19 protein-coding genes are annotated in these 23,281 nt (G+C 72.0%); 9 read left to right on the top strand and 10 right to left on the bottom strand.

What is annotated here, in order from left to right; translation table 11 throughout:
- Positions 1-5: 5 nt before the first annotated feature.
- From iolD to iolC, 3 genes are read right to left on the bottom strand one after another with little or no spacing between them, the layout of a single operon-like run.
- Entirely contained in the window at positions 6-1,865 is a 1,860-nt protein-coding gene (gene iolD / locus N5875_RS25175) for a 3D-(3,5/4)-trihydroxycyclohexane-1,2-dione acylhydrolase (decyclizing) (protein ID WP_338496164.1), read from the bottom strand.
- Positions 1,862-2,731: a 5-deoxy-glucuronate isomerase gene (gene iolB / locus N5875_RS25170; RefSeq protein WP_338496162.1), complete on the bottom strand. Its 870-nt coding sequence runs from the start codon at positions 2,729-2,731 to the stop codon at positions 1,862-1,864. Before iolB ends, iolD begins: the two co-directional genes overlap by 4 nt.
- Before the next feature lie 30 nt (positions 2,732-2,761).
- On the bottom strand, positions 2,762-3,718 hold the full coding sequence (gene iolC / locus N5875_RS25165; protein WP_318210188.1) for a 5-dehydro-2-deoxygluconokinase: 957 nt from the start codon (positions 3,716-3,718) through the stop codon (positions 2,762-2,764).
- 231 nt (positions 3,719-3,949) lie between these two features.
- Here iolC and N5875_RS25160 point away from each other — a divergent pair, with 231 nt between their 5' ends.
- Both N5875_RS25160 and N5875_RS25155 read left to right on the top strand, forming a co-directional pair.
- Positions 3,950-4,891, top strand: a complete 942-nt coding sequence (locus tag N5875_RS25160) for a sugar phosphate isomerase/epimerase (RefSeq protein WP_318209898.1) — start codon at positions 3,950-3,952, stop codon at positions 4,889-4,891.
- Between the two features lie 273 nt (positions 4,892-5,164).
- Positions 5,165-5,362, top strand: a complete 198-nt coding sequence (locus N5875_RS25155) for a MarR family transcriptional regulator (protein ID WP_318209899.1) — start codon at positions 5,165-5,167, stop codon at positions 5,360-5,362.
- Positions 5,363-5,439: 77 nt separating this feature from the next.
- Here N5875_RS25155 and N5875_RS25150 read toward each other — a convergent pair whose 3' ends face one another.
- Positions 5,440-7,785 (bottom strand): MMPL family transporter, encoded by a 2,346-nt coding sequence (locus tag N5875_RS25150; RefSeq protein ID WP_338496160.1) that lies wholly within the window; start codon positions 7,783-7,785, stop codon positions 5,440-5,442.
- A gap of 162 nt (positions 7,786-7,947) precedes the next feature.
- Between N5875_RS25150 and N5875_RS25145 the strand changes: the two genes are divergently transcribed.
- Positions 7,948-8,589 carry a TetR/AcrR family transcriptional regulator gene (locus N5875_RS25145; RefSeq protein ID WP_318209901.1) on the top strand — a complete coding sequence of 214 codons (642 nt, stop codon included), beginning with the start codon at positions 7,948-7,950 and terminating at the stop codon, positions 8,587-8,589.
- On the opposite strand, the gene N5875_RS25140 is transcribed toward N5875_RS25145, so the two are convergent.
- A complete protein-coding gene (locus N5875_RS25140; protein WP_338496157.1) occupies positions 8,567-9,775 on the bottom strand; it encodes a cation:proton antiporter in 1,209 nt (402 codons plus the stop codon). The genes N5875_RS25145 and N5875_RS25140 overlap by 23 nt on opposite strands.
- 103 nt (positions 9,776-9,878) lie before the next feature.
- Between N5875_RS25140 and N5875_RS25135 the strand changes: the two genes are divergently transcribed.
- On the top strand, positions 9,879-10,103 hold the full coding sequence (locus N5875_RS25135) for a cation transporter (protein ID WP_030325038.1): 225 nt from the start codon (positions 9,879-9,881) through the stop codon (positions 10,101-10,103).
- A 73-nt stretch (positions 10,104-10,176) separates the two neighbouring features.
- Positions 10,177-12,480, top strand: a complete 2,304-nt coding sequence (locus N5875_RS25130; protein ID WP_338496154.1) for a heavy metal translocating P-type ATPase — start codon at positions 10,177-10,179, stop codon at positions 12,478-12,480.
- Between the two features lie 553 nt (positions 12,481-13,033).
- On the opposite strand, the gene N5875_RS25125 is transcribed toward N5875_RS25130, so the two are convergent.
- Complete coding sequence (locus tag N5875_RS25125; RefSeq protein ID WP_187624422.1) at positions 13,034-14,323, bottom strand: citrate synthase; 1,290 nt, start codon at positions 14,321-14,323, stop codon at positions 13,034-13,036.
- A 179-nt stretch (positions 14,324-14,502) separates the two neighbouring features.
- Positions 14,503-16,734 (bottom strand): ATP-dependent RecD-like DNA helicase, encoded by a 2,232-nt coding sequence (locus N5875_RS25120; RefSeq protein WP_318209904.1) that lies wholly within the window; start codon positions 16,732-16,734, stop codon positions 14,503-14,505.
- Between the two features lie 222 nt (positions 16,735-16,956).
- Between N5875_RS25120 and N5875_RS25115 the strand changes: the two genes are divergently transcribed.
- Positions 16,957-17,193: a type II toxin-antitoxin system VapB family antitoxin gene (locus tag N5875_RS25115; protein WP_318209905.1), complete on the top strand. Its 237-nt coding sequence runs from the start codon at positions 16,957-16,959 to the stop codon at positions 17,191-17,193.
- Positions 17,190-17,606: a PIN domain nuclease gene (locus N5875_RS25110; RefSeq protein ID WP_318209906.1), complete on the top strand. Its 417-nt coding sequence runs from the start codon at positions 17,190-17,192 to the stop codon at positions 17,604-17,606. Before N5875_RS25115 ends, N5875_RS25110 begins: the two co-directional genes overlap by 4 nt.
- A gap of 21 nt (positions 17,607-17,627) precedes the next feature.
- Here N5875_RS25110 and N5875_RS25105 read toward each other — a convergent pair whose 3' ends face one another.
- Genes N5875_RS25105 through N5875_RS25095 form a run of 3 tightly spaced genes read right to left on the bottom strand, consistent with a single transcriptional unit; the run spans position 17,628 to position 20,727 of the window.
- A complete protein-coding gene (locus tag N5875_RS25105; protein ID WP_318209907.1) occupies positions 17,628-18,431 on the bottom strand; it encodes a sugar phosphate isomerase/epimerase family protein in 804 nt (267 codons plus the stop codon).
- On the bottom strand, positions 18,428-19,579 hold the full coding sequence (locus tag N5875_RS25100; RefSeq protein ID WP_338496148.1) for a dihydrodipicolinate synthase family protein: 1,152 nt from the start codon (positions 19,577-19,579) through the stop codon (positions 18,428-18,430). Before N5875_RS25100 ends, N5875_RS25105 begins: the two co-directional genes overlap by 4 nt.
- Complete coding sequence (locus N5875_RS25095) at positions 19,576-20,727, bottom strand: Gfo/Idh/MocA family oxidoreductase (RefSeq protein ID WP_318209909.1); 1,152 nt, start codon at positions 20,725-20,727, stop codon at positions 19,576-19,578. The genes N5875_RS25100 and N5875_RS25095 overlap by 4 nt, the downstream gene beginning before the upstream one ends.
- A gap of 120 nt (positions 20,728-20,847) precedes the next feature.
- On the opposite strand from N5875_RS25095, the gene N5875_RS25090 reads away from it, so the two are divergent.
- Positions 20,848-21,894: a LacI family DNA-binding transcriptional regulator gene (locus tag N5875_RS25090; RefSeq protein ID WP_318209910.1), complete on the top strand. Its 1,047-nt coding sequence runs from the start codon at positions 20,848-20,850 to the stop codon at positions 21,892-21,894.
- A gap of 661 nt (positions 21,895-22,555) precedes the next feature.
- Positions 22,556-23,227 (top strand): DUF4097 family beta strand repeat-containing protein, encoded by a 672-nt coding sequence (locus tag N5875_RS25085; protein ID WP_318209911.1) that lies wholly within the window; start codon positions 22,556-22,558, stop codon positions 23,225-23,227.
- Positions 23,228-23,281: the final 54 nt, after the last annotated feature.

Raw genomic sequence — 23,281 nt, 5'->3', positions numbered from 1 at the left:
CTCCTTCAGAGATGGCGGCGTCGGGCGGTGACGTGCCGGTCGTACTCCTCCCGGGCCTTGACCGCCGACGGGCGGGTCGAGGTCTCGGCCACGGGCACATCCCACCATGCCTGGGCCGGGGGCGGGCCCGACACAGTGTCTGCCGTTTCGGTCTCGACGTAGACACATGTGGGAACCGTCGCGGTCCGCGCGTCCGCGAGGGCTTCCCGCAGGTCACGCACGGTGCGGGGGCGCAGCACCCGCATGCCGAGGGAGGCGGCGTTGGCGCCGAGGTCGACGGGGAGCGGCGGGCCGGTGAAGCCGCCGAAGGCGTCCCGGTGGCGGTAGTCGGTGCCGAACCGCTCGGCGCCGACCGCCTCCGAGAGGCCGCCGATGGAGGCGTAGCCGTGGTTCTGGAGGATGACCACCTTGATGGGCAGCCGCTCCTGGACGGCGGTGACGATCTCGGTGGGATTCATCAGGTACGTACCGTCGCCGACGAGGGCCCAGACCGGCCGGCCGGGGGCGGCGAGGGCGACGCCGAGGGCGGCGGGGATCTCGTAGCCCATGCACGAGTAGCCGTATTCGACGTGGTACTGGTCGGGCGAGCGGGTGCGCCACAGCTTGTGGAGGTCGCCGGGGAGCGATCCGGCGGCGTTGATCAGGATGTCGCTGCCGTCGACCAGAGTGTCGAGTACGCCGAGGACCTGGGCCTGGGTGGGGCGGGCGTCCTCGTCGGCGACGGCGTAGGCGGCGTCGACCTGCTCCTGCCAGTCCCGCTTCGAGAAGATCCACTGAACCATCTCCTGGCGGTGGCCGCCGAGCGCCTCGGTGAGTGCGGTGAGGCCCTCGCGGGCGTCGGCGACGAGCGGGAGCGCGCCGAGCTTGTGGGCGTCGAAGCCCGCGATGTTGAGGTTGACGAAGCGGACGCCCCGGGGGAAGAGGGTGCCGGAGGCGGTGGTGAAGTCGGTGTAGCGGGTGCCGACGCCGAGGATCAGATCGCTGGTCCCGGCCAGGGCGTTCGCGGTGGCGCTGCCGGTGTGGCCGATGCCGCCGGTCTCGCCGGGGTGGTCGTACGGCAGGACGCCCTTGCCGGCCTGGGTGGTGGCGACGGGGATGCCGGTCCGCTCGGCGAAGGTCCGCAGGGCGTCCTCGGCGCGGCTGTGCCGGACGCCGCCGCCCGCGACGATCAGCGGGCGCTTGGCCGCCCTGATCGCCCGTACGGCGTCGTCGAGTTCGGCCGTGTCGGGGCGGGGGCGGCGGACCCGCCAGATCCGGTCGGCGAGGAACTCCTCCGGCCAGTCGTACGCCTCCGCCTGCACGTCCTGGGGCAGCGCCAGGGTCACCGCGCCGGTCTCCACGGGGTCGGTGAGGACCCGCATCGCGGCGAGCGCGGCCGGGATCAGGGCCTCGGGGCGCCCGACGCGGTCGAAGTACTTCGAGACCGGGCGCAGGCAGTCGTTGACCGACACATCGCCCGCGTACGGGACTTCGAGCTGCTGGAGTACGGGGTCGGCGGGGCGGCCCGCGAAGGTGTCGCCGGGGAGGAGCAGGACCGGCAGGTGGTTGACGGTGGCGAGGGCGGCGCCGGTGACGAGGTTGGTGGCGCCGGGGCCGATGGAGGTGGTGACGGCGTGGGCGCGCAGCCGGTTGGACTGGCGGGCGTAGCCGACGGCCGCGTGCACCATGGCCTGTTCGTTGCGGCCCTGGTGGAAGGGCATCAGGGCGGGGTCCTCGACGAGGGCCTGGCCGATCCCGGCGACGTTGCCGTGGCCGAAGATGCCCCAGGTCGCCGTGATCAGCCGCTGCCGTACGCCGTCGCGTTCGGTGTGCTGCGCGGCGAGGAAACGCACCAGGGCCTGGGCGACGGTGAGCCGGACGCTCATGCGTATCCCTCCGTGTGGTCGGGGTGGAAGCAGATCCGCCACTCCCGTTCGGGGCCGGGGCCGGCCATGACGTTCAGGTAGTACAGCGGGTGTCCGGGCTGGGCGATCGACGGGCCGTGCCAGCCGTCGGGTACGAGGACGGCGTCACCGTCCCGTACCTCGGCGAGGAGCTCGGCGCCGCCGGGCCGGGAGGGGGAGATCCGCTGGTAGGCGAGGGCTCCCGGGCCCTCGATCTCGTAGTAGTAGATCTCTTCGAGGACGGACTCGGCGCCGGGGCGGTGCTCGTCGTGCTTGTGCGGCGGGTACGAGGACCAGTTGCCGCCGGGTGTGACGACCTCGACGGCGATGAGCCGGTCGCAGGGGAAGGCGTCCGCCGAGGCGAAGTTCCGTACCTGGCGGGCGCGGTTCCCGCTGCCCCGGGTCTCGACGGGAACCTCCGGCGCGGGGCCGTAGCGGGCGGGGAGTCGTCGCTCGCACTTCGCTCCTGCCAAAGCGAAGCGGCCTCCCGCGCCGGAGGCGATCTGGGCGTGGGTGTCGCGCGGTACGTAGGCGAAGTCGGTCACTCCGTCGAACACGCTCGCGCGGCCCAGGAGTTCGAGGATCTCGCCGTCGACGCGCACGCTACAGGCACCGGAGAGGGGAAGCACGATCCATTCGGAATCCCCGCTGTCGAAGGAGTGGATCCCGCCCGGTCCGAGGGTGAGGACCCGGAGGGCGGAGTAGGTCCAGCCGGCCCGCTCGGGGTCGATGTCGAGCCCGTACGGGCCGCGTGCGGCGGTTCCGGCGGGGAGGTGGAGGGACGGGGGATGGTGGGACGGGGGGTGGTGGGACGGGGGGTCGACGGACGCGGGGTGGTGGGTGCTCATGCCTGACCCGTGGGTGCTCATGCCTGACCCCTACCCCTTTTCCGCCAGGGTTCCGGAGCCGGTCGCGAGGGCCTCGGCGATCTCGGCGGCGTACGGCATGGCGGACGAGCAGGCGAGGCGGCCCGCGACGATCGCGCCGGCGGCGTTGGCGTGGCGGAGGGTGGTCTCCAGGTCCCGGCCGGCGAGCAGTCCGTGGACGAGCGCCCCGCCGAACGCGTCGCCCGCTCCGAGGCCGTTGACCACCTCCACCGGCAGTGGCGGCACCTCGGCGCTCGTCCCGTCGGCGGCGAGCGCGAGGACACCCTCGGGGCCCTTCTTGACGACGGCGAGCCGGAGCCCGGTGTCGCCTCCGGCGGCGAGCAGCGCGCGGGCAGCCGCGTACGGCTCGCGCTCCCCCGTCGCCACCTCGCACTCGTCGAGGTTGCCGACGGCGACGGTCGCGTGCCGCAGCGCCTCGGCGTAGTACGGGCGGGCGGCCGCCGGGTCCGTCCAGAACATCGGCCGCCAGTCCAGGTCGAGGACCGTCACCTCGCGCCCGGACCTGGCCCGGAGCGCCTCCAGGGTCGCGGTGCGGCTCGGCTCGGCGCAGAGGCCGGTGCCGGTCGCCCAGAGGACCCGGGCGGCGCGGATCGCGTCGAGGTCCAGCTCGTGCGGGTGGATCTCCAGGTCGGGGGCCTTGGGGCGGCGGTAGAAGGTGAGCGGGAAGTCGTCGGGCGGGAAGAGGGCGCAGAAGGTGACGGGGGTGGGGTACGCGTCGACCTCGGTCACCCAGCGCTCGTCCACGCCGAAGCCCTTCAGCTCGCGGCGCAGATAGGTCCCGAAGGGGTCGGCGCCGGTGCGGGAGACGAGTGCGGTGCGCAGGCCGAGCCGGGCGGCGGCGACGGCGACGTTCGCCGGGGAGCCGCCGAGGAATTTGGCGAAGGTGTCGACCCGGTCGAGCCCGACGCCGGTCTGGAGCGGGTACAGGTCCACGCCGAGGCGCCCCATGGTGATCAGGTCGTACGGCTCCGACTCCACCCGCGCCACCTCTCGCGTCCGGCTTCCGGCCCAGGTCCCTCGCGCTCGGATCCCTCCGCACCCAGGTCTAGCCGTCCGCCCTGAGGCGTGTCAACGATATGTCCGGACATTCGGACGACCAGGCCGTCGGCGAGGAGCAGCCCGTGCGGGCCGGAGCGGCCTCCTTGACGCTGCTCGCGGGCCCCGGTCAAGGTGGCAGGCATGACGACGCCGTCACCGCAGCCGCCCTCGCCGTCCTCCCCCTCCGCCTCGCCGTCCCGGATCCGGATCGGTTCCGCCCCGGACTCCTGGGGGGTGTGGTTCCCCGACGATCCCCGGCAGGTGCCGTGGCAGCGCTTCCTGGACGAGGTGTCCGGCGCGGGCTACGGGTGGATCGAGCTCGGCCCGTACGGCTATCTGCCCACCGATCCGGCCGTCCTGACGGAGGAGACCGCGCGGCGCGGCCTGCGGGTCTCGGCAGGAACGGTCTTCACCGGCCTCCACCACGGCGAGGACGTCTGGGACCGGACCTGGGCGCACGTCGCCGAGAACGCGGCCCTGGCGCAGGCGGTGGGCGCGGGCCATCTGGTCGTCATCCCGTCGTTCTGGCGGGACGACCGGACGGGCGAGGTCCTGGAGGACCGGACGCTCACCGCCGCGCAGTGGCGGGACCTGACGGGGCTCACCGAGCGGCTCGGCCGGGAGGTGCGCGAGCGGTACGGGCTGCGGATCGTCGTCCATCCGCACGCCGACACCCATCTGGACGACGAGGAGAGCGTGACGCGGTTCCTGGACGCGACCGATCCGGAGGCGGTCTCGCTCTGTCTGGACACCGGGCACTACGCGTACGCCGGCGGGGACAGCGTCAAGCTGATCGAGACGTACGGTGAGCGGATCGGCTATCTGCATCTCAAGCAGGTCGACCCGGAGATCCTGGCGGGGGTGGTGGCCGAGGGGGTGCCGTTCGGTCCGGCGGTGGCGCGCGGGGTGATGTGCGAGCCGCCGTCCGGGGTGCCCGCCCTGGAACCGGTGCTCGCGGCCGCCACGGCCCTGGACGTGGATCTGTTCGCGATCGTCGAGCAGGACATGTACCCGTGCGAGCCGGATGTTCCGTACCCGATCGCGCTCCGTACCCGGCGCTTTCTCCGCTCCTGCGGGGTGTGACCGGCGCGCGACCGGCGCATACCTTCCTGACCAGGGGTGACGCACGCGGACACACCGATGTTCCGATGCTTCTCTTTCGTCACGCACGTCGCTTCCGCGTCACACATATCTCCGTTACGCGGGTTTTCCGTCACAGGCGCTCGACAGGCGTTCCCCTCCGGTCTGGAGGGGTCGTTGCAGGGGGCAATGGCTCAGTGATCGCCATCGCATGCCCGCAGCGCCCCCGAACGGCACCCCCGCCGCCGCTGCGTGGCGCGCAGGGAGGTACCAGGCATGACGGACAGAAGGCTCTGGTCGTACAAGGACATCGCCGCACACATCCGGGTGCAGCCCGACACGGTCCGCTCCTACCGGAAGCACGGACTGCTGCCGGCCCCCGACCAGGTGGAGTCGGGCAAGCCCTACTGGTACGCGGACACGATCCGCGCCTGGGTCGCCAGCCGCCCGGGCAACCGGGGCCGCCGCGACTGACCTGACGTACCGCCCGCCCGCGGGGGCCGGACCCGGTGATCCCGGGCCCGGCCCCCGCTGCGTACGGGCGGCGGCTGTCACGGGCGGAGAGAGGTCATCTCCCGGCGGTCCCCGGGCACCTCGGGCGCCTGCGGCCCGCCTGCCGCTGCTCCGGCCTGCGGCTCCGTCGACGGGGTCGGGGCCGGGGTCGGGGCCGGCGCGTCCGACTCGCTGATGCCGAAGCGGTCGTGGAAGCGCCGCAGCGGCCCGGGGGCCCACCAGGTGAGGCGGCCGGTCAGCTTCATCACGGAGGGGACGAGGAGGCTGCGGACCACCGTGGCGTCCATGAGGACGGCGAGGGCGACGCCGAGGCCGAGCATCTTGGTGTTGGTGACGCGGGAGGTGCCGATGGCGACCATGACGACGGCGAGGATCACGGCTGCCGCGGTGATGAGGCCGCCGGTGTGGCGCAGACCGAAGCGGACGGAGTGCTCGTGGTCGCCGGTGGCGTCGTACTCCTCCTTGATGCGGGAGAGCAGGAAGACGCCGTAGTCCATGGAGAGTCCGAAGGCCACGCAGAACATCAGCACGGGCAGGGTGGTCTCTATGTCCCCGGTGGGGGTGAAGCCGAGGAGTCCCGCGAGGTGCCCGTCCTGGAAGACCCAGACGACCGCGCCGAACATCGCCGTGAGGCTGAGGGCGTTGAGGACGACGGCCTGGACGGGGATGAGGACGCTGCCGGTGAGCAGGAAGACCAGGAGCAGCGTGACGAGCACGATGATCGCCGCCGCCCAGGGCAGCCGCTCGGCGAGGGCGTCCTTGGAGTCGACGAGGACGGCGGCCTGTCCGGTGACGGAGGTCTCGAACGGGGCGGGGGCGGCGCGCAGTTCGGCCACGGCCCGCTGGGCCCGGTCGCCGACGGTCTCGCCCTCGGGGACGACGGTGAAGTAGGCGTGGCCGCCGGCGGCGGTCACCGGCCCGTCGGCCCGGACCACACCGTCGAGCGCGCCGATCCGCTCGCGGAAGGCCGCGTACTGCGCGGGGGTGGCCTCGCCTTCGGCGAGGACGGTGAGGGTGCCGCCGGGGTCGCCGGGGAAGCCGTGCCGCAGCTCGTCCTGGACGACCCGGGAGGAGGCGGTGACGGGCAGCTGACGGTCGTCGGCGGTGCCGAACTTCACGCCGAGGAAGGGCAGTCCGAGGAGGACGAGTCCGGCGGTGGTGAGGACGGCGAAGACCGGCGCCCTGCGCATCACGAGCGCGGCGGCCCGCGCCCAGCCCGCGCCCTCGCCGTCGGGGGCGTTCGCGCGGGGCGCCTTGCCGCGCCGGAGGAGGCGCCGCAGGTCGAGTGCGTTGACCCGGTCGCCGAGCAGCACGAGGGCCGCCGGGAGCAGGGTGAGGGCGGCGGTCGCGGCGAGCAGGACCACGGCGATCCCGGCGTACGCGAAGGAGCGCAGGAAGTACTGCGGGAAGACCAGCATCGCGGCGAGCGAGACGGCGACGGTCAGGGCGGAGAAGAGCACGGTCCGCCCGGCGGTGCGCAGGGTGGTGCGGACGGCGGTGTACGTGTCGGCCCCGGCGGCGAGTTCCTCGCGGTAGCGGCGGACGACGAACAGGGCGTAGTCGATGGCGAGTCCGAGGCCGAGGGCCGTCGTCAGGTTCTGCGCGAAGACGGAGACGTCGGTGAACTCGGTGAGGCCGCGCAGCACGGCGTTGGTACCGAGGATGGCGACGATGCCGACGCCGAGCGGCAGCAGGGCGGCGACGGCGCTGCCGAAGACCATGACGAGCAGGACGAGGGTGAGGGGCAGGGCGATGAGCTCGGCCCGCAGCAGGTCCTCCTGGATGACCGTCTGCATCTCGTGGCGCACGGCGAGTCCGCCGCCGAGGGAGACCTCGACGGGGCCGTGGGTGCCGCGGTACTCGGGGGCGATCCGGTCGAGGACGGCGGCCGCGTCCTTCTCCTCGCCCGCGATGCGGGCGGCGATCACGGCCTTGCGGCCGTCCTCGGAGCGGAGGGCGGGCGAGCCGGTGGACCAGTAGGATCCGACGCCGTCGACGCCCGGCTCGGCGTCGAGCCGCTCGGCGAGCCGACGCGCCTCGGCGGCGACCGCGGGTGCGTCGGCGCCGGCCGCTCCGGCGTCGACGAGCAGGAGCAGATTGGGCTGGGAGCCGGGGAACCGGCGCCCGAGGGCCTCGGTCGCGTACGTGGACTCGGCGGCCGGGTCCTCCCAGCCGCCACTGCCCATCCGGTCGGCCACCCCGCCGCCGGCCAGGACGGCGAGGGCGGTCAGGACGAGGGCGACGAGCAGGGTGAGACGGGGGCGCGCGGTCACGAACCGCGTCCAGCCGCCCGACTCTTCCCGCTTCGGGGATCCGCCGGCTTCCGATGCCGGAGATCCGCTGGATCCGCCCCCGCCGGGTGCTGATTTCTTGACTTCGGCCATGACGAGGTGTCCCCTTCACCTGACCCTGTGCTCGCTTCCCGGCAGGTCACATGGGTCGCCCGTTGCCATAGACTGGCAAACACGAGTGATCACTCGCGTTTCTCAAGAATGCGAGCGACCTCTCGTGTTTGTCAAACGTGTTGAGGAGATCTGGGGACAGCCATGTCCGAAGAAACCAAGCCGCGCCGCCGTCAGGCGCGGGGCGAGCGCCGTATTGCGCAGCTGCTCCAGGCCGCCGCCGACGTCTTCTGCGCGAACGGCTACACGGCGTCCAGCACCAACGCGATCGCCCGCGAGGCCCACGTCTCGCCCGGCACGCTCTACCAGTACTTCCCCAACAAGGAAGCCATCGCGATCGAGCTGGGCGGACGGCTGCTGCACCAGATGCGGGAGGCCCACGGCCAGGCGTTCACCCCGGAGAACCTCGCCCTGCCGCTCCCCGAGCTGCTGGACGCGGTCGTCGACCCGCTGATCGAGTTCAACTGCGCCAACCCGGCCTTCCTCGCCCTGATGCACGGCTCCGAGGTTCCCGGCCGGATCGCGGAGGAGCACGACGAGCTGCACGCCACCCTGCTCACCCGCGTGGAGGAGGTCATCGCCCACTACGCGCCCGCGCTGCCCGCCGCGGACCGGCTCCGGACCGCGGGAATGACCTTCGCCGCGTTCAAGGGGGGCCTGGACCTCGTCCTCGCCGCACCCGAGGGGCCCGAGCGGGACGCCACGGTCGCGGAGCTGAAGACACTCCTCCTGCGCTACCTCTCCCCCTTGGTCGAGGGGCGGGTCACCACGACTCCGAGCCGCTGATCCGCTCGGACGGGAGGCCCTTCGCCCCCGACCGCGACTTCAGCGCGACCAGCGGGAAGACGAGCACGGAGAGCATGCCGGCCCCCACCAGCGCCGCCGCCTCCCCCGCCGTCATCACCTTGTCGTCCACACCGATGGCCGTGATGGCGACGACGAGCGGCAGCGCGGTGGAGCCGTACAGCACGAGTCCGCCCCGGTCCTTGCGGTCGAGGTCGCGCGGGGCGAGGAACCAGATCGGTCCGCCGCGCACCGCCAGGAAGAGCAGCAGGAAGACCGGCAGCAGGAGCAGGGTGCGGCCGCCGTCGAGGAGCGAGGCCAGGTCGAGCTCGATCCCGGTGACGACGAAGAAGACGGGCACGAGAAAGCCGAAGCCGACGCCCTCGATCTTCTCCAGGATCCGCGGCCCCGACTCGGGCGCGGCCCCGGTCAGGACGAGCCGGGTGATGAGTCCGGCCGCGAAGGCGCCGAGCAGGATGTCGAGCCCGAGGGCCTGCGAGGCTCCCAGCATCAGGGCGAGCAGCAGGAGGACGAACCGGACCGCGAACTGACCGCTGGTGTGCAGGGTCTTGGCGATGATCCGGGAGAACCAGGGCGGACGCGGCCGCAGCGCCCAGAACACCGCCCCTGCGGTGAGCGCCGCGAAGATCGCGAGCAGCGCGGTCGACTCGCCCGCGCCGCGCCCGCTGAGCAGCAGGGCCATCGCGATGATCGGGCCGAACTCGCCGACCGCGCCGAAGGCCATGACGACCGTGCCGAACCGCCCCTGGAGGTCGCCCGAGTCCCGGAGCACCGGGAGGACGGTGCCGAGCGCGGTGCTGGTGAGCGCGACGCCGATGAAGACGCCCTTGGTGTATCCGCCGCCGAGGAGGACCCCGGTGGCGAGTCCGAGCCCGAGGGCGATCAGCCAGGCCCGGACGGAGCGCCGGAGGGTGTCGCCGCGGACCTTGCCGAACTCGATCTCGTACCCCGCGAGGAAGATCAGCATCGTGAGGCCGAGCTCCGAGAGTCCGTCGATCAGCGCGTCGGGCCGGGCCCAGTCGAGGACGTCGGGGCCGATGAGGATGCCGAGCAGGATCTCGAAGATGACGAGGGGGACGGGAAGCCTGCGCCCGACTCCGTAGGCGAGCAGCGGCGCCAGGACGGCGATCGCCATGATCAGGATGAGCGTGGTCCCCGAATGCGACATATCGGGTGTTTACCATAGCCTCTATGGCTCGCCCCGACTGGATTTATACCCCCTAGGGGTATAGTCTGATGGTGTACGGCCCTGAACCCACGAGGAGAACGTCATGACCGCAGAGACGAAGACCGACCTCACCACCGTCTACCAGGTCAAGGGCATGACCTGCGGCCACTGCGAGGGCGCGGTGTCGAGCGAGATCTCCGAGCTTCCCGGCGTCTCGTCGGTGACGGCCGTCGCCTCCACCGGCCAGGTGACCGTCGTCTCCGCCGCCCCGCTCGACGAGGAGGCCGTCCGCGCCGCCGTCGACGAGGCCGGCTACGAGCTGGTCTGACCGCTCCCCCGTCGACACCCCGCAGGGCCGTACCGTTATCGGGTACGGCCCTGCTCCCCTTTTGGAACCGCACATGACCTCCAGCACCACCGCTCCCCCCGTCGATGCCGCGGTCACCGAACTGACGATCGGCGGGATGACCTGCGCCTCCTGCGCGGCCCGCGTCGAGAAGAAGCTCAACCGCATGGACGGGGTGACCGCGACCGTCAACTACGCCACCGAGAAGGCGCGGATCGAGCACCCGCCGGAGGTCGGGGTCGACGCGCTGATCGCCACCGTCGTCAAGACCGGCTACACGGCGGAGGAACCCCCGCCGCCGGAGCCGGAGCCGGCCATCACACCGGAGGAACGGGAGCCCGCGCGGGACCCCGAGCTCGCCTCCCTCCGGCAGCGGCTCCTCGTCTCCGCGCTGCTCTCCGCGCCCGTCGTGCTGCTCGCCATGGTCCCGAGCCTCCAGTTCGACAACTGGCAGTGGCTCTCGCTCACCCTCGCCGCCCCCGTCGTCGTCTGGGGCGGGCTGCCCTTCCACCGGGCCGCCTGGACCAACCTCCGGCACGGCGCCGCCACCATGGACACCCTCGTCTCGGTCGGCACCCTCGCCGCCTTCGGCTGGTCGCTCTGGGCCCTCTTCCTCGGCGACGCGGGCATGACCGGCATGCGGCACGGCTTCGACCTGACCGTGGACCGCTCCGAGGCCTCCTCCGCGATCTACCTCGAAGTCGCCGCCGGAGTCGTCACCTTCATCCTGCTCGGCCGCTATCTGGAGGCCCGCGCCAAGCGGAAGGCGGGCGCGGCGCTCCGGGCCCTGATGGAACTCGGCGCCAAGGACGTGGCCGTCCTGCGATTCGAAGGGGGCGAGCGCGAAGCGCTCTCGGCCAAGGGTGGCGGCGGGCGACGGGCGGGCGCGGAGGTGCGCGTGCCGGTCGCCGCGCTGCGGACCGGCGACCTCTTCGTCGTACGGCCCGGGGAGAAGATCGCCACCGACGGCATCGTCACCGAGGGCGCGTCGGCCGTCGACGCCGCCCTGCTCACCGGCGAGTCGCTGCCGCTGGACGTCACCGCGGGCAGCGACGTCACCGGCGGCTGCGTCAACGTCTCGGGCCGGCTCGTCGTCCGGGCCACCCGCGTCGGCGCCGACACCCAGCTCGCCCGGATGGCGAAGCTCGTCGAGGACGCCCAGAACGGCAAGGCCGAGGTCCAGCGGCTCGCCGACCGGATCTCCGCCGTCTTCGTGCCGGTCGTGCTGCTCATCGCACTCGGCACCCTCGTCACCTGGCTGCTGCTGACCGACGACCCGACGGCCTCCTTCACGGCCTCCGTCGCCGTCCTGATCATCGCCTGCCCCTGCGCCCTGGGCCTCGCGACCCCGACCGCGCTCATGGTCGGCACCGGCCGCGGCGCGCAGCTCGGCATCCTGATCAAGGGCCCCGAGGTCCTGGAGTCCACCCGCCGCGTCGACACGATCGTCCTCGACAAGACCGGCACGGTCACCACGGGCCGCATGCGGCTGGCCGGTGTGCGTGTGTACGGCGGGAAATACGGCACCGACGCCACCGACGAGACCGAGCTGCTCCGGCTGGCCGGGGCCCTGGAGCACTCCTCCGAGCACCCGGTGGCCCGCGCGGTCGCGGCCGGCGCCGTCGAGCGCTGCGGCGAGCTCCCCGTACCGAAGACCTTCGAGAACGTCCCCGGGCTCGGCGTACGCGGCTCGGTCGACGGACACCTGGTCCTCGTCGGCCGCCCCGCGCTGCTGACGGCGGAGGGCGTCGACGTACCGGCGGGTGCGGAGCCCGGCGCCGTCCACGTCGCCTGGGACGGGGTCGCCCGGGGCACCCTCACCGTCGCGGACACCGTCAAGGACACCAGCGCGGAGGCCGTCGCCCGGCTGCGCGGCCTCGGGCTGCGGCCGGTTCTCCTCACCGGGGACCACCGGGCGGTGGCGGAGGCCGTCGCGGCGGAGGTCGGCATCGACGAGGTGATCGCCGAGGTGCTGCCGGAGGAGAAGGCCGAGGTGGTCCGGCGGCTCCAGGCGGAGGGCCGGACGGTCGCGATGGTCGGCGACGGGGTGAACGACGCGGCGGCCCTCGCCACGGCGGATCTGGGCCTGGCGATGGGGACCGGCACGGACGCGGCGATCGAGGCGAGCGATCTGACCCTGGTCCGGGGGGACCTGCGGGTCGCGGCGGACGCGATCCGGCTCGCCCGCCGCACCCTGGTGACGATCAAGGGCAACCTGGGCTGGGCCTTCGGCTACAACGTGGCCGCGCTGCCGCTCGCCGCGGCCGGCCTTCTGAACCCGATGATCGCGGGACTGGCGATGGCCTTTTCGTCCGTCTTCGTCGTATCCAACAGCCTTCGTCTGCGCCGCTTCGCGTGAATTCACCCACGCGTGACGCACAGGACCTTCACAAAGAGACCTAGATCACAGATATTGGGGGGTAACCATCTGGGCTGTTCGCGAGTCTAAGTGGGCGATGCCGAGAACGTCTTGGGGGACGTTCATGGAATGTCTTGGGGGACGTTCCAGGCAAGCGTTGGCCGGGGCACGTGCACCGGGGAGCTTTGAGCGGCCCTCCCGTACGTACCCCGGCAGACCGCGTCGCGCCGACCCGCGCAGCTTCTGCTGACACCCGCAGACGCCCGGCCCGGATCCCGTGGGGGGAATCCGCACCGGGACATGGAAGCGCCCCGCTCGTCGACCCGTGGGGGGATCGACAGAGCGGGGCGCTTCCTCTTTTTTGAGGGCTCGGTTCGCCGCCGGGGCGCTACAGCCGGTGTCGGCGCGACGATCGTGCTCGACCCTCCTTCGTCGGGCCTCCGCGCGTTCGTCACGCCGACACCGACGCGCCCCTTTGGCTCACTCGCCGCTCAGGCGCATCCACAGTCGATGTGAACCGATCAGGGACACGTCCTCAGTCATGGCGAAGGCTTCAGCGGGCCTCGACCGGGACGAAGTCGCGGAGGATCTCGCCGGTGTAGATCTGGCGCGGGCGGCCGATGCGGGAGCCGGGCTCCTTGATCATCTCGTGCCACTGGGCGATCCAGCCGGGCAGGCGGCCGAGCGCGAAGAGCACGGTGAACATCTCGGTCGGGAAGCCCATCGCGCGGTAGATGAGGCCCGTGTAGAAGTCCACGTTGGGGTAGAGGTTGCGCGAGACGAAGTACTCGTCGGAGAGCGCGTGCTCCTCCAGCTTGAGCGCGATGTCCAGCAGCTCGTCGGACTTGCCGAGGGCCGAGAGGACATCGTGCGCCGCCGCCTTGATGATCTTGGCGCGCGGGTCGAAGGACTTGTACACCCGGTGGCCGAAGCCCATCAGGCGGACGCCGTCCTCCTTGTTCTTCACCTTGCGGATGAAGGAGTCGACATCGCCGCCGTTGGCCTTGATGCCTTCCAGCATCTCCAGGACCGACTGGTTGGCGCCACCGTGCAGGGGGCCCCACAGGGCCGAGATGCCGGCGGAGATCGAGGCGAACATGTTCGCCTGCGAGGAGCCGACCAGACGCACGGTGGAGGTCGAGCAGTTCTGCTCGTGGTCCGCGTGCAGGATCAGCAGCTTGTCGAGCGCGTTGACGACGACCGGGTCCAGGTCGTACTCCTGCGCCGGGACCGAGAAGGTCATCCGCAGGAAGTTCTCGACGTACCCGAGGTCGTTGCGCGGGTAGACGAAGGGGTGACCGATCGACTTCTTGTACGCGTACGCCGCGATCGTCGGCAGCTTCGCGAGCAGCCGGATCGTGGAGAGGTGACGCTGCTCCTCGTCGAACGGGTTGTGGCTGTCCTGGTAGAAGGTGGACAGCGCGGAGACCACCGACGACAGCATCGCCATCGGGTGGGCGTCCCGCGGGAAACCGCGGAAGAAGTTCTTGACGTCCTCGTGGACGAGCGTGTGCTGCGTGATCTCGTTCTTGAAGGTCGCCAGCTCGTCGACCTTGGGCAGCTCACCGTTGATCAGCAGGTACGCCACCTCAAGGAAGGTGGAGCGCTCGGCCAGCTGCTCGATGGGGTAGCCGCGGTACCGCAGAATCCCCTGCTCACCGTCGAGGTAGGTGATCGCGGATTTATAGGCGGCGGTGTTGCCGTATCCGCTGTCCAGGGTGACCAGACCGGTCTGGGCTCGGAGTTTCCCGATGTCGAAGCCCTTGTCGCCGACGGTGCTCTCGACCACCGGGTAGGTGTATTCACCGTCCGCGTACCGCAGTACTACAGAGTTGTCGCTCACGTCATCCCTCACCGACGTAGTGCCTCTTCTTCGAGGTGCCCTGACTGTCTCTACCATCCCCCATTTGGCTCAGGAGAGTGCACTCGGGGTCGACCATTGGGCCAATCGGCGGCACTCAGTGCCGCCAACCTTCATATCCTGCCCCCTTCGCCCCGGTTCCGGTAGTCCTCCGTGATCTTTCACACGGGAGCGCCGCCTGTGAGCCGAAACGCGAGTGCGGTAAAGCGTCTGCCCGCGGAGACCGTGCGGACCGCCTGGGCGATCGCCCGCCGGGAGCCGACGAGGACCACGAGCTTCTTCGCCCGGGTCACGGCCGTGTAGAGCAGGTTCCGCTGAAGCATCATCCAGGCGCTCATGGTGACCGGGATCACCACGGCCGGATACTCACTGCCCTGCGAACGGTGGATGGTGACCGCGTACGCGTGGGCGAGCTCGTCCAGCTCGTCGAAGTCGTACGGCACCTCCTCGTCCTCGTCCGTCCGTACGGTCAGCTTCTGCTCGACGGGGTCCAGCTGCGTCACGACGCCGACCGTGCCGTTGAAGACCCCGTTGGCCCCCTTGTCGTAGTTGTTCCTGATCTGGGTGACCTTGTCGCCGACGCGGAAGACCCGGCCGCCGAACCGCTTCTCCGGCAGATCGGGGCGGGCCGGAGTGATGACCTGCTGGAGCAGTCCGTTGAGCGAGCCCGCGCCGGCCGGGCCCCGGTGCATCGGTGCGAGGACCTGGACGTCACGGCGGGGGTCGAGGCCGAACTTGGCCGGAATCCGCCGGGCCGCGACGTCCACGGCTACCCGGGCGGCGTCCTCGGTCTCCTCCTCGACGAAGAGGAAGAAGTCCGGCAGGCCCTCGGTCTTCGGCGGGGTGCCGGCGTTGATCCGGTGCGCGTTGGTGACGACGCCGGACTCCTGCGCCTGCCGGAAGATCCGGGTCAGCCGGACCGCCGGTACGGGGCTTCCCGGGGCGAGCAGATCGCCGAGGACCTCGCCCGCGCCGACCGACGGGAGCTGGTCCACATCGCCCACGAGGAGCAGATGGGCGCCGGGGGCGACCGCCTTGACCAGCTTGTTCGCCAGGAGCAGGTCGAGCATGGAGGCCTCGTCGACCACGACGAGGTCGGCGTCGAGCGGCCGGTCCCGGTCGTAGGCCGCGTCGCCGCCGGGCTTGAGTTCGAGGAGCCGGTGGACCGTGGAGGCCTCGGCGCCGGTCAGCTCGGCGAGCCGCTTGGCCGCCCGGCCGGTGGGCGCGGCGAGGACGACCTTGGCCTTCTTGGCACGGGCCAGCTCCACGATGGAGCGGACCGTGAACGACTTGCCGCAGCCGGGGCCGCCGGTGAGCACGGCGACCTTCCGGGTGAGCGCGAGCCGGACGGCCTCCTCCTGCTCGGGCGCGAGCGAGGCCCCCGTCCGGTCGGCGAGCCAGGCGAGGGCCTTGTCCCAGGCCACGTCCCGGAAGCCCGGCATCCGGTCCTCCTCGGCCCGCAGCAGCCGCCGGAGCTGCCCCGCGAGCGACAGCTCGGCCCGGTGGAAGGGGATCAGGTACACGGCGGTGACGGGCGTCCCCTCGGGGCCGGGCACGGTTTCCCGTACGACCCCCTCGGGGTCCTCGGCCAGCTCGGCGAGGCACTCGATGACGAGTCCGGTGTCGACCTGGAGGAGCTTCACCGCGTCCGCGATCAGCCGCTCCTCGGGGAGGAAACAGTGCCCCTGGTCGCTGGACTGCGAGAGGGCGTACTGCAGGCCTGCCTTCACCCGGTCGGGGCTGTCGTGGGGTATGCCCACAGCCTGGGCGATCTTGTCGGCGGTGAGGAAGCCGATGCCCCAGACGTCGGCGGCGAGCCGGTAGGGCTGGTTCCGCACGACCGAGATCGAGGCGTCCCCGTACTTCTTGTAGATCCGGACCGCGATCGAGGTGGAGACACCGACGCCCTGGAGGAAGACCATCACCTCCTTGATCGCCTTCTGCTCCTCCCAGGCCGCGCTGATCTTCTTCGTGCGCTTCGGACCGAGGCCCGGGACCTCGATCAGCCGGGCCGGGGCCTCCTCCAGGATCTGGAGGGTGTCCAGGCCGAAGTGCTGGGTGATGCGATCGGCGAAGACGGGGCCGATGCCCTTGACCAGACCCGAGCCGAGATAGCGGCGGATGCCCTGGATCGTGGCGGGCAGCAGGGTCGTGTAGTTCTCGACGGTGAACTGCTTGCCGTACTGCGGATGCGAACCCCAACGGCCCTCCATCCGCAGCGACTCCCCCGGCTGCGCCCCGAGCAGCGCCCCGACCACGGTGAGCAGGTCCCCGGCCCCCCGCCCGGTGTCGACGCGCGCGACCGTGTACCCGCTCTCCTCGTTCGCGTAGGTGATCCGCTCAAGGACCCCTTCGAGCACGGCCGAACCCGGCCCACGACCTTCGTTGGACATGCCCCGAAGGTAGCGAACCGCTCGGACAGCGCGCGCGGCCCTGTGGACAACTTCCCTACCGGGGCGCGGGGCTCAGTGACCCGGGCCCCGCTTCCCGGGGCCTGTCACCCGAGCTCAGCCGCCCGGATCCCAGGACGCCGGGGGCGGGCGGGAGGGTTCCTCCGGGACTACCATGTATGAGAGGTGGGCATTCGTCCCACATGGGGCACATGGAGGGTGATCATGGGTGTGACCAACGTGGACGTGGACGACGTCGTACTCGCCGAGGCCGCGAAACTGCTCGGGACCACCACGAAGAAGGACACGATCAACACGGCGCTCGAAGAGGTCATAAGGCGCCATCGCCGCAGGGCCGCGTACCAGCGGCTCGCGGAGCGGGGCGCACGAGGTGAACTGGAGTCCACCCGCCGGGCGTGGGAAGCCCGCAAGGCCGCCCAGCACGGCGAGGGCGCGGAGTGATCTCGTACCTCATCGACACCAGCGCGTACGTCCACCTCGGCACCGATCCCTCCGCACAGCGGCGCTGGGACGCCGAGATCGAGACCGGTGCCATCGGCATGTGCGAGGCCACCCGGACGGAGATCCTCTTCAGCTCCGTCAGCGCGGACGACCGCGATGAGATCGGAGAAGGCCTCACCGCGATGTTCGCGCCGGTGCGCGTCCCCAAGGACGCATGGCGATGGGTGGAGACCGCCCAGTACAAGCTGACGCAGAAGGGACAGCACCGTGCGGCGGGCGTCGTCGATCTCCTGATCTGCGCCACGGCGGTCCATCACGGGTTGACCATCCTGCACGGGGACAACGACTTCGCCACGGTCGCCCGTGTCCTCAAGGACGTCGAGCAACAGGACGTGCGGCGCCTGGGCGGGTGACCGTCCACCCGCCGCGCCTCCTCAGACCTCCAGGAACCTTTCCAGGGTCTCCTCCAGAACCTCCGCGCCGTCCCTGGACCATAGGGCGTCGTTGAAGATCTCCACCTCCACCGGGCCCGTCCAGCCCGCCTTCTCCGTCAGGTCCGCCCAGGCCCGGAGGTCGATCGTGCCGTCGCCCAGTTGGCCTCGGCCCGTGAGGACGCCCGCCGGGAGCGGGGTGGTCCAGTCGGCCAGTTGGAAGGAGTGGATGCGGCCTCCCGCGCCCGCGCGTTCCACCGCCGCCGGGGCGCGGTCGTCCCACCAGAGGTGGTACGTGTCGACCACCACGCCCACCTGCTCGGGCGGGAACTGCTCGGCGATGGCCAGCGCCTGGTCCAGGGTGGAGACGGCGCAGCGGTCGGCGGCGTACATCGGGTGGAGGGGCTCGATCGCGAGGCGGATGCCGCGTTCGGCCGCGTAGGGGGCCAGCGTGCCGATCGCCTCGGTGATGCGGGCGCGGGCCGAGGGCAGGTCGGGGAAGGCGGGGGTGAGGCCGCCGGAGACCAGGACGACGGTGTCCGTGCCGAGGGTCGCCGCCTCGTCGATCGCCGCCCGGTTCTCCGTCTCCCAGCCGTCCGTGGTGAAGAAGCCGCCCCGGCAGAGGGTCGTGACGGTCAGGCCCGCGTCCCGGACGAGGGCCGCCGCGGCCTCGACGCCGTACTCCTGGACCGGCTCGCGCCACAGGCCCACGCCCGGGACGCCGAGCCGGACGCAGTGGGTGACCAGGTCCGGGAGGGACAGCTGCTTGACCGTCATCTGGTTGATGCTGAAGCGGTCGAGGTTCATCGCAGGCCTCCCTGGACCGTCAGGAGGGAGCGCATGCGGTCCTCCGCCAGGGCCGGATCGGGGAACAGGCCCAGTCCGTCAGCCAGTTCGTACGCCTTTGCCAAGTGCGGCAGCGAGCGGGCGGAGTGCAGGCCGCCGACCATCGTGAAGTGGTCCTGGTGGCCGGCCAGCCAGGCCAGCAGGACGACGCCCGTCTTGTAGAAGCGGGTCGGAGCCTGGAACAGGTGGCGGGAGAGGGCGACCGTCGGGTCCAGGGTGGCACGGAAGGCGTGGACATCACCCGTGTCCAGAGCCCGTACCGCCTCCGCCGCGAGCGGTGCCAGCGGGTCGAAGATGCCCAGCAGGGCGTGGCTGAAGCCCTGTTCGTCGCCCGCGATGAGCTCCGGGTAGTGGAAGTCGTCGCCCGTGTAGCAGCGCACGCCCTCCGGGAGGCGGCGGCGCAGTTCGACCTCGCGCCGGGCGTCCAGGAGGGAGACCTTGATGCCGTCGACCTTGTCCGGGTGTGCGGCGATGACCTCCAGGAATGTGTCCGTCGCCGCGTCCAGGTCCGTCGTGCCCCAGTACCCGTCGAGCGCCGGGTCGAACATCGGGCCGAGCCAGTGCAGGATCACCGGCTCGCTCGACTGGCGGAGGAGATGGCCGTACAGGTCCAGGTAGTCCTCAGGCCCCGACGCCGCCGCCGCGAGGGCGCGGGAGGCCATCAGGATGGCCTGGGAGCCGGTCTCCTCGACGAGCGCGAGCTGCTCCTCGTACGCCTTGCGGACCTCCACCAGGCCCGCCGGACCCGTGAGTTGGTCCGTGCCGACGCCGCAGGCGATCCGGCCGCCGACCGCCTTCGCCTCCGCCGCGCTGCGGCGGATCAGCTCGGCCGCCCCGGCCCAGTCCAGGCCCATCCCGCGCTGCGCGGTGTCCATGGCCTCGGCGACCCCGAGTCCGTGGGACCAGAGGTGACGGCGGAAGGCCAGGGTGGCGTCCCAGTCGACGGCGGCGGGCGAGTCGGGGGTCGTGTCGGCGTACGGGTCGGCGACCACGTGCGCGGCGGAGAAGACCGTACGGGAGGTCAGCGGGCCGCCGGACGAGACCGCGAGCGGTTCGGCTCGGGGCACGTACTCCCGTACGCCGCCGCCGAGTTCGGGAAGGCGGATCACAGGCTGACCTCCGGCACGTCGAGACGACGGCCCTCGGCGGCGGACTTCAGGCCGAGTTCGGCGAGCTGGACGCCGCGGGCGCCGGCGAGGAGGTCCCAGTGGTACGGCTCGTCGAGGGCGACGTGCCGCAGGAACAGCTCCCACTGGGCCTTGAAGCCGTTGTCGAACTCGGCGTTGTCGGGGACCTCCTGCCACTGCTCGCGGAAGGGCTCGGTCGCCGGGATGTCGGGGTTCCAGACGGGCTTGGGGGTGGCCGAGCGGTGCTGGACGCGGCAGTTGCGCAGGCCGGCGACGGCGGAGCCGTGGGTGCCGTCGACCTGGAACTCGACGAGTTCGTCGCGGTTGACCCGGACCGTCCAGGAGGAGTTGATCTGGGCGATCGCGCCGCCCTCCAGCTGGAAGATGCCGTACGCGGCGTCGTCGGCGGTGGCCTCGTACGGCTTGCCCTGCTCGTCCCAGCGGCGCGGGACGTGGGTGGCGACCTGGGCGGTGACGGAGGTGACACGGCCGAACAGCTCGTGGAGCACGTACTCCCAGTGCGGGAACATGTCGACGACGATGCCGCCGCCGTCCTGCGCGCGGTAGTTCCAGCTGGGGCGCTGGGCGTCCTGCCAGTCGCCCTCGAAGACCCAGTAGCCGAACTCGCCCCGTACGGACAGGATCTCGCCGAAGAAGCCGCCGTCGATGAGGCGCTTGAGCTTGAGAAGGCCCGGCAGGAACAGCTTGTCCTGGACGACGCCGTGCTTGACGCCCTTCTCGGTGGCGAGCCGGGCGAGCTCCAGGGCGCCGGCGAGGTCGGCGGCCGTGGGCTTCTCGGTGTAGATGTGCTTGCCGGCGTGGACGGCCTTGGTGATCGCCTCGGCGCGGGCGGAGGTGACCTGGGCGTCGAAGTAGATGTCGACGGTGTCGTCGGCGAGGACGGCGTCGAGGTCGGTGGACCACTCGGTGAGTCCGTGGCGCTCGGCGAGTGCGCGCAGGGCGGGCTCGCGGCGGCCGACGAGGACCGGCTCGGGCCAGAGGGTCTCGCCGTTGCCGAGGTCGAGGCCGCCCTGTTCGCGCAGGGCGAGGATCGAGCGGACGAGGTGCTGGCGGTGTCCCATGCGCCCGGTGACGCCGTTCATGGCGATGCGGACTGTCCTGCGTGTCACGAAAGGTTCCTCTCCCCGGCGTTCAGCGCTCTCGATCCCGTGGATAGAAAGCGCTTTCCATCGGCGATGACGCTAGCCTGCCGACATCGCCGTCGACAAGGCCCTGGAGGTACGCACACGATGACCGTCACCCTGGCGGACGTGGCCGCTCGCGCACGGGTCTCGCCCGCCACCGTCTCCCGCGTCCTCAACGGCAACTACCCGGTCGCCGAGTCGACCCGCGAGCGGGTCCTGCGGGCCGTGGACGAGCTGGACTACGTGCTCAACGGGCCCGCCAGCTCCCTCGCCGCCGCGACCTCCGACCTCGTCGGCGTCCTCGTCAACGACATCGCCGACCCCTTCTTCGGGATCATGGCGAGCGCGGCGCAGAGCGCCATCGGGGAGGGCGGATCGGGGCGCGGCGGCGGCGAGAAACTCGCCGTCGTCTGCAACACCGGCGGCTCCCCCGAGCGCGAACTGACCTACCTCACCCTGCTCCAGCGACAGCGGGCAGCGGCCGTGATCCTCATGGGCGGCTCCCTGGAGGACCCCGAGCACCTCGCGGCGACGACCGGCAAGCTGGCCAAGCTGGCGGAGGCGGGGACCCGGGTCGTGCTGTGCGGGCGGCCGCCGGTCACCGGCGACGCGAACGCTGCCGCGCTGGTCTTCGACAACCGGGGCGGCGCGCGCCGCCTCACCGAGCACCTGCTCGGACTCGGCCACCGGCGCATCGGTTACGCGGCCGGCCCGGCCGACCGGACGACGACCCGGCACCGCCTGGAGGGCCACCGGGCGGCGCTCACGGCGGCGGGGGTCGCGGAGGGGCCGACCGTCCACGGCGCGTACGACCGACGGGCCGGCTACGAGGCCACGGCCGAACTCCTCGCCCGCGACCCGGACCTCACGGCGGTCGTCGCCGCCAACGACACGGTCGCTCTCGGCGTCTGCGCGGCCCTGCGGGAGCGCGGCCTGTCGATCCCGGGCGACGTGTCCGTGGCGGGCTTCGACGACCTCCCGTTCTCGGTGGACGCGGTCCCGTCCCTGACGACGGTCCACCTGCCGCTGCACGAGGCGGGGGCCCGAGCGGGCCGCCTGGCGATGGGCACGGAGGACCCCCCGGCGGGCGGCCTGGCCCGCGTCCCGGCGGAGCTGGTGGTACGGGGGTCCACGGGGCGGCCTCGGGGGTAGACGGGCCGGCCCGCCCGCCGGGCGGCGGCGAGGGCCGGGGGCGGCGGGGGCCGAGCGCCCCGGCCTTCGGCCTTCGGCCATCGACCCTCACCCTCGGCCCTCGGCATCGGCGATCGGCGATCGGCCATCGGCCATCGGCCATCGGCCATCGGCAAGAGGATCATCAGGCCCACCGGACATCGGTGAGGGCCCCTCCGGCGCGCGCGGCGACCGGCCACCCCGGCACCCCGACGCCCCGACGGACGGCGCCGTCGGGGCGAGGGCTGGGGCGCCGGGGCGCCGGCGATGGCCGGGGCGCCCGGCCATCGCCCCTCGACCCTCGGACCTCGGCGGCGCCCCGGCGCCCCGACGGACGCCGCCGCCCCCACCCGCGCCCCCACCCCCACCCGCACCCGCACCGGCACCGGCACCGGCACCGGCACCGGCGGGCGGATGCCCGGCGCACGCCCCGCAGTGCATTCACCTCCACTCCATTGCAACACGCGGCACCCCGAGCGTTGCGTTACCCCCGAAACCGTTGCAACGAAATCCCTCAATCCACCTGCGGCTATGCCTATTTCACGCAACGAGAGCGTTGCCAACATCTTGAACGCAACGTAGCTTTTCCTTCATCGGAAACAGCGGGCCGACAAGACGGCCCGCCGGATGAAGGAGCAGAACCATGCAGAAGTTCGCCACCTCCGCCGCCATCACCACCGTCCTCGACATCCCCGCCGGCCGCATCCAGCTCGTCGCCTCCGACCGCGCCGACGCCACCGTCGAGGTCCGCCCCGCGAACGCCGCCAAGGGCAACGACGTGAAGGCCGCCGAGGAGATGACCGTCGAGTTCACCGACGGCGTCCTGCGGATCGCCGCCGCCCCCGCGAAGAACCGGATCCTCGGCGACTCCGGGTCCGTCGAGGTCACCGTCCAGCTCCCGGCCGGCTCCCGCGTCGAGGCCAAGACCGCAGCCGCCGACCTCCGCGGCGTCGGACAGCTCGGCGACGTCGTCTTCGAGGGCGCCCAGGGCACCGTCGAGCTCGACGGGGCCGCGAGCGCCCGACTGGCCCTCCAGGCCGGCGACATCACCGTCGGCCGCCTCGGCGGCCCCGCCGAGATCACCACCCAGCAGGGCGACCTCCGCGTCACCGAAGCCACCCGGGGCACCGTCGTCCTGCGCACCGAGTCCGGCGCCATCGCCGTCGGCGCCGCCCGCGGCGTCTCCGCCACCCTCAACGCCGGAACCGCCTACGGCCGCGTCCACAACGCCCTCGCCAACACCGAAGGCGCCGGCGCCGCACTCACCATCCACGCCACCACCTCCTACGGCGACATCACCGCCACCAGCCTCTGAACCACTACAGCGGCGTAGCTCCGACCAAGATCTACATCGACCGACAACGGGGAC

This window comes from Streptomyces sp. SJL17-4 (assembly GCF_036826855.1).
In the GTDB taxonomy this organism is placed as follows: domain Bacteria; phylum Actinomycetota; class Actinomycetes; order Streptomycetales; family Streptomycetaceae; genus Streptomyces.
Note: the sequence above shows the minus strand (reverse complement) of the source record. Positions and strands in the feature narration are given on the sequence as shown.

Bases quoted from the DNA above. Each gene is read 5' to 3' on its own strand.
- iolC (WP_318210188.1), bottom strand. From the start codon at position 3,718: ATGGGGCGCCTCGGCGTGGACCTGTACCCGCTCCAGACCGGCGTCGGG.
- iolD (WP_338496164.1), bottom strand. From the start codon at position 1,865: ATGAGCGTCCGGCTCACCGTCGCCCAGGCCCTGGTGCGTTTCCTCGCC.
- N5875_RS25120 (WP_318209904.1), bottom strand. From the start codon at position 16,734: ATGTCCAACGAAGGTCGTGGGCCGGGTTCGGCCGTGCTCGAAGGGGTC.
- iolB (WP_338496162.1), bottom strand. From the start codon at position 2,731: ATGAGCACCCACCACCCCGCGTCCGTCGACCCCCCGTCCCACCACCCC.
- N5875_RS25145 (WP_318209901.1), top strand. From the start codon at position 7,948: ATGTCCGAAGAAACCAAGCCGCGCCGCCGTCAGGCGCGGGGCGAGCGC.
- N5875_RS25150 (WP_338496160.1), bottom strand. From the start codon at position 7,785: ATGGCCGAAGTCAAGAAATCAGCACCCGGCGGGGGCGGATCCAGCGGA.
- N5875_RS25135 (WP_030325038.1), top strand. From the start codon at position 9,879: ATGACCGCAGAGACGAAGACCGACCTCACCACCGTCTACCAGGTCAAG.
- N5875_RS25160 (WP_318209898.1), top strand. From the start codon at position 3,950: ATGACGACGCCGTCACCGCAGCCGCCCTCGCCGTCCTCCCCCTCCGCC.
- N5875_RS25115 (WP_318209905.1), top strand. From the start codon at position 16,957: ATGGGTGTGACCAACGTGGACGTGGACGACGTCGTACTCGCCGAGGCC.
- N5875_RS25130 (WP_338496154.1), top strand. From the start codon at position 10,177: ATGACCTCCAGCACCACCGCTCCCCCCGTCGATGCCGCGGTCACCGAA.
- N5875_RS25105 (WP_318209907.1), bottom strand. From the start codon at position 18,431: ATGAACCTCGACCGCTTCAGCATCAACCAGATGACGGTCAAGCAGCTG.
- N5875_RS25085 (WP_318209911.1), top strand. From the start codon at position 22,556: ATGCAGAAGTTCGCCACCTCCGCCGCCATCACCACCGTCCTCGACATC.
- N5875_RS25090 (WP_318209910.1), top strand. From the start codon at position 20,848: ATGACCGTCACCCTGGCGGACGTGGCCGCTCGCGCACGGGTCTCGCCC.
- N5875_RS25155 (WP_318209899.1), top strand. From the start codon at position 5,165: ATGACGGACAGAAGGCTCTGGTCGTACAAGGACATCGCCGCACACATC.
- N5875_RS25140 (WP_338496157.1), bottom strand. From the start codon at position 9,775: ATGTCGCATTCGGGGACCACGCTCATCCTGATCATGGCGATCGCCGTC.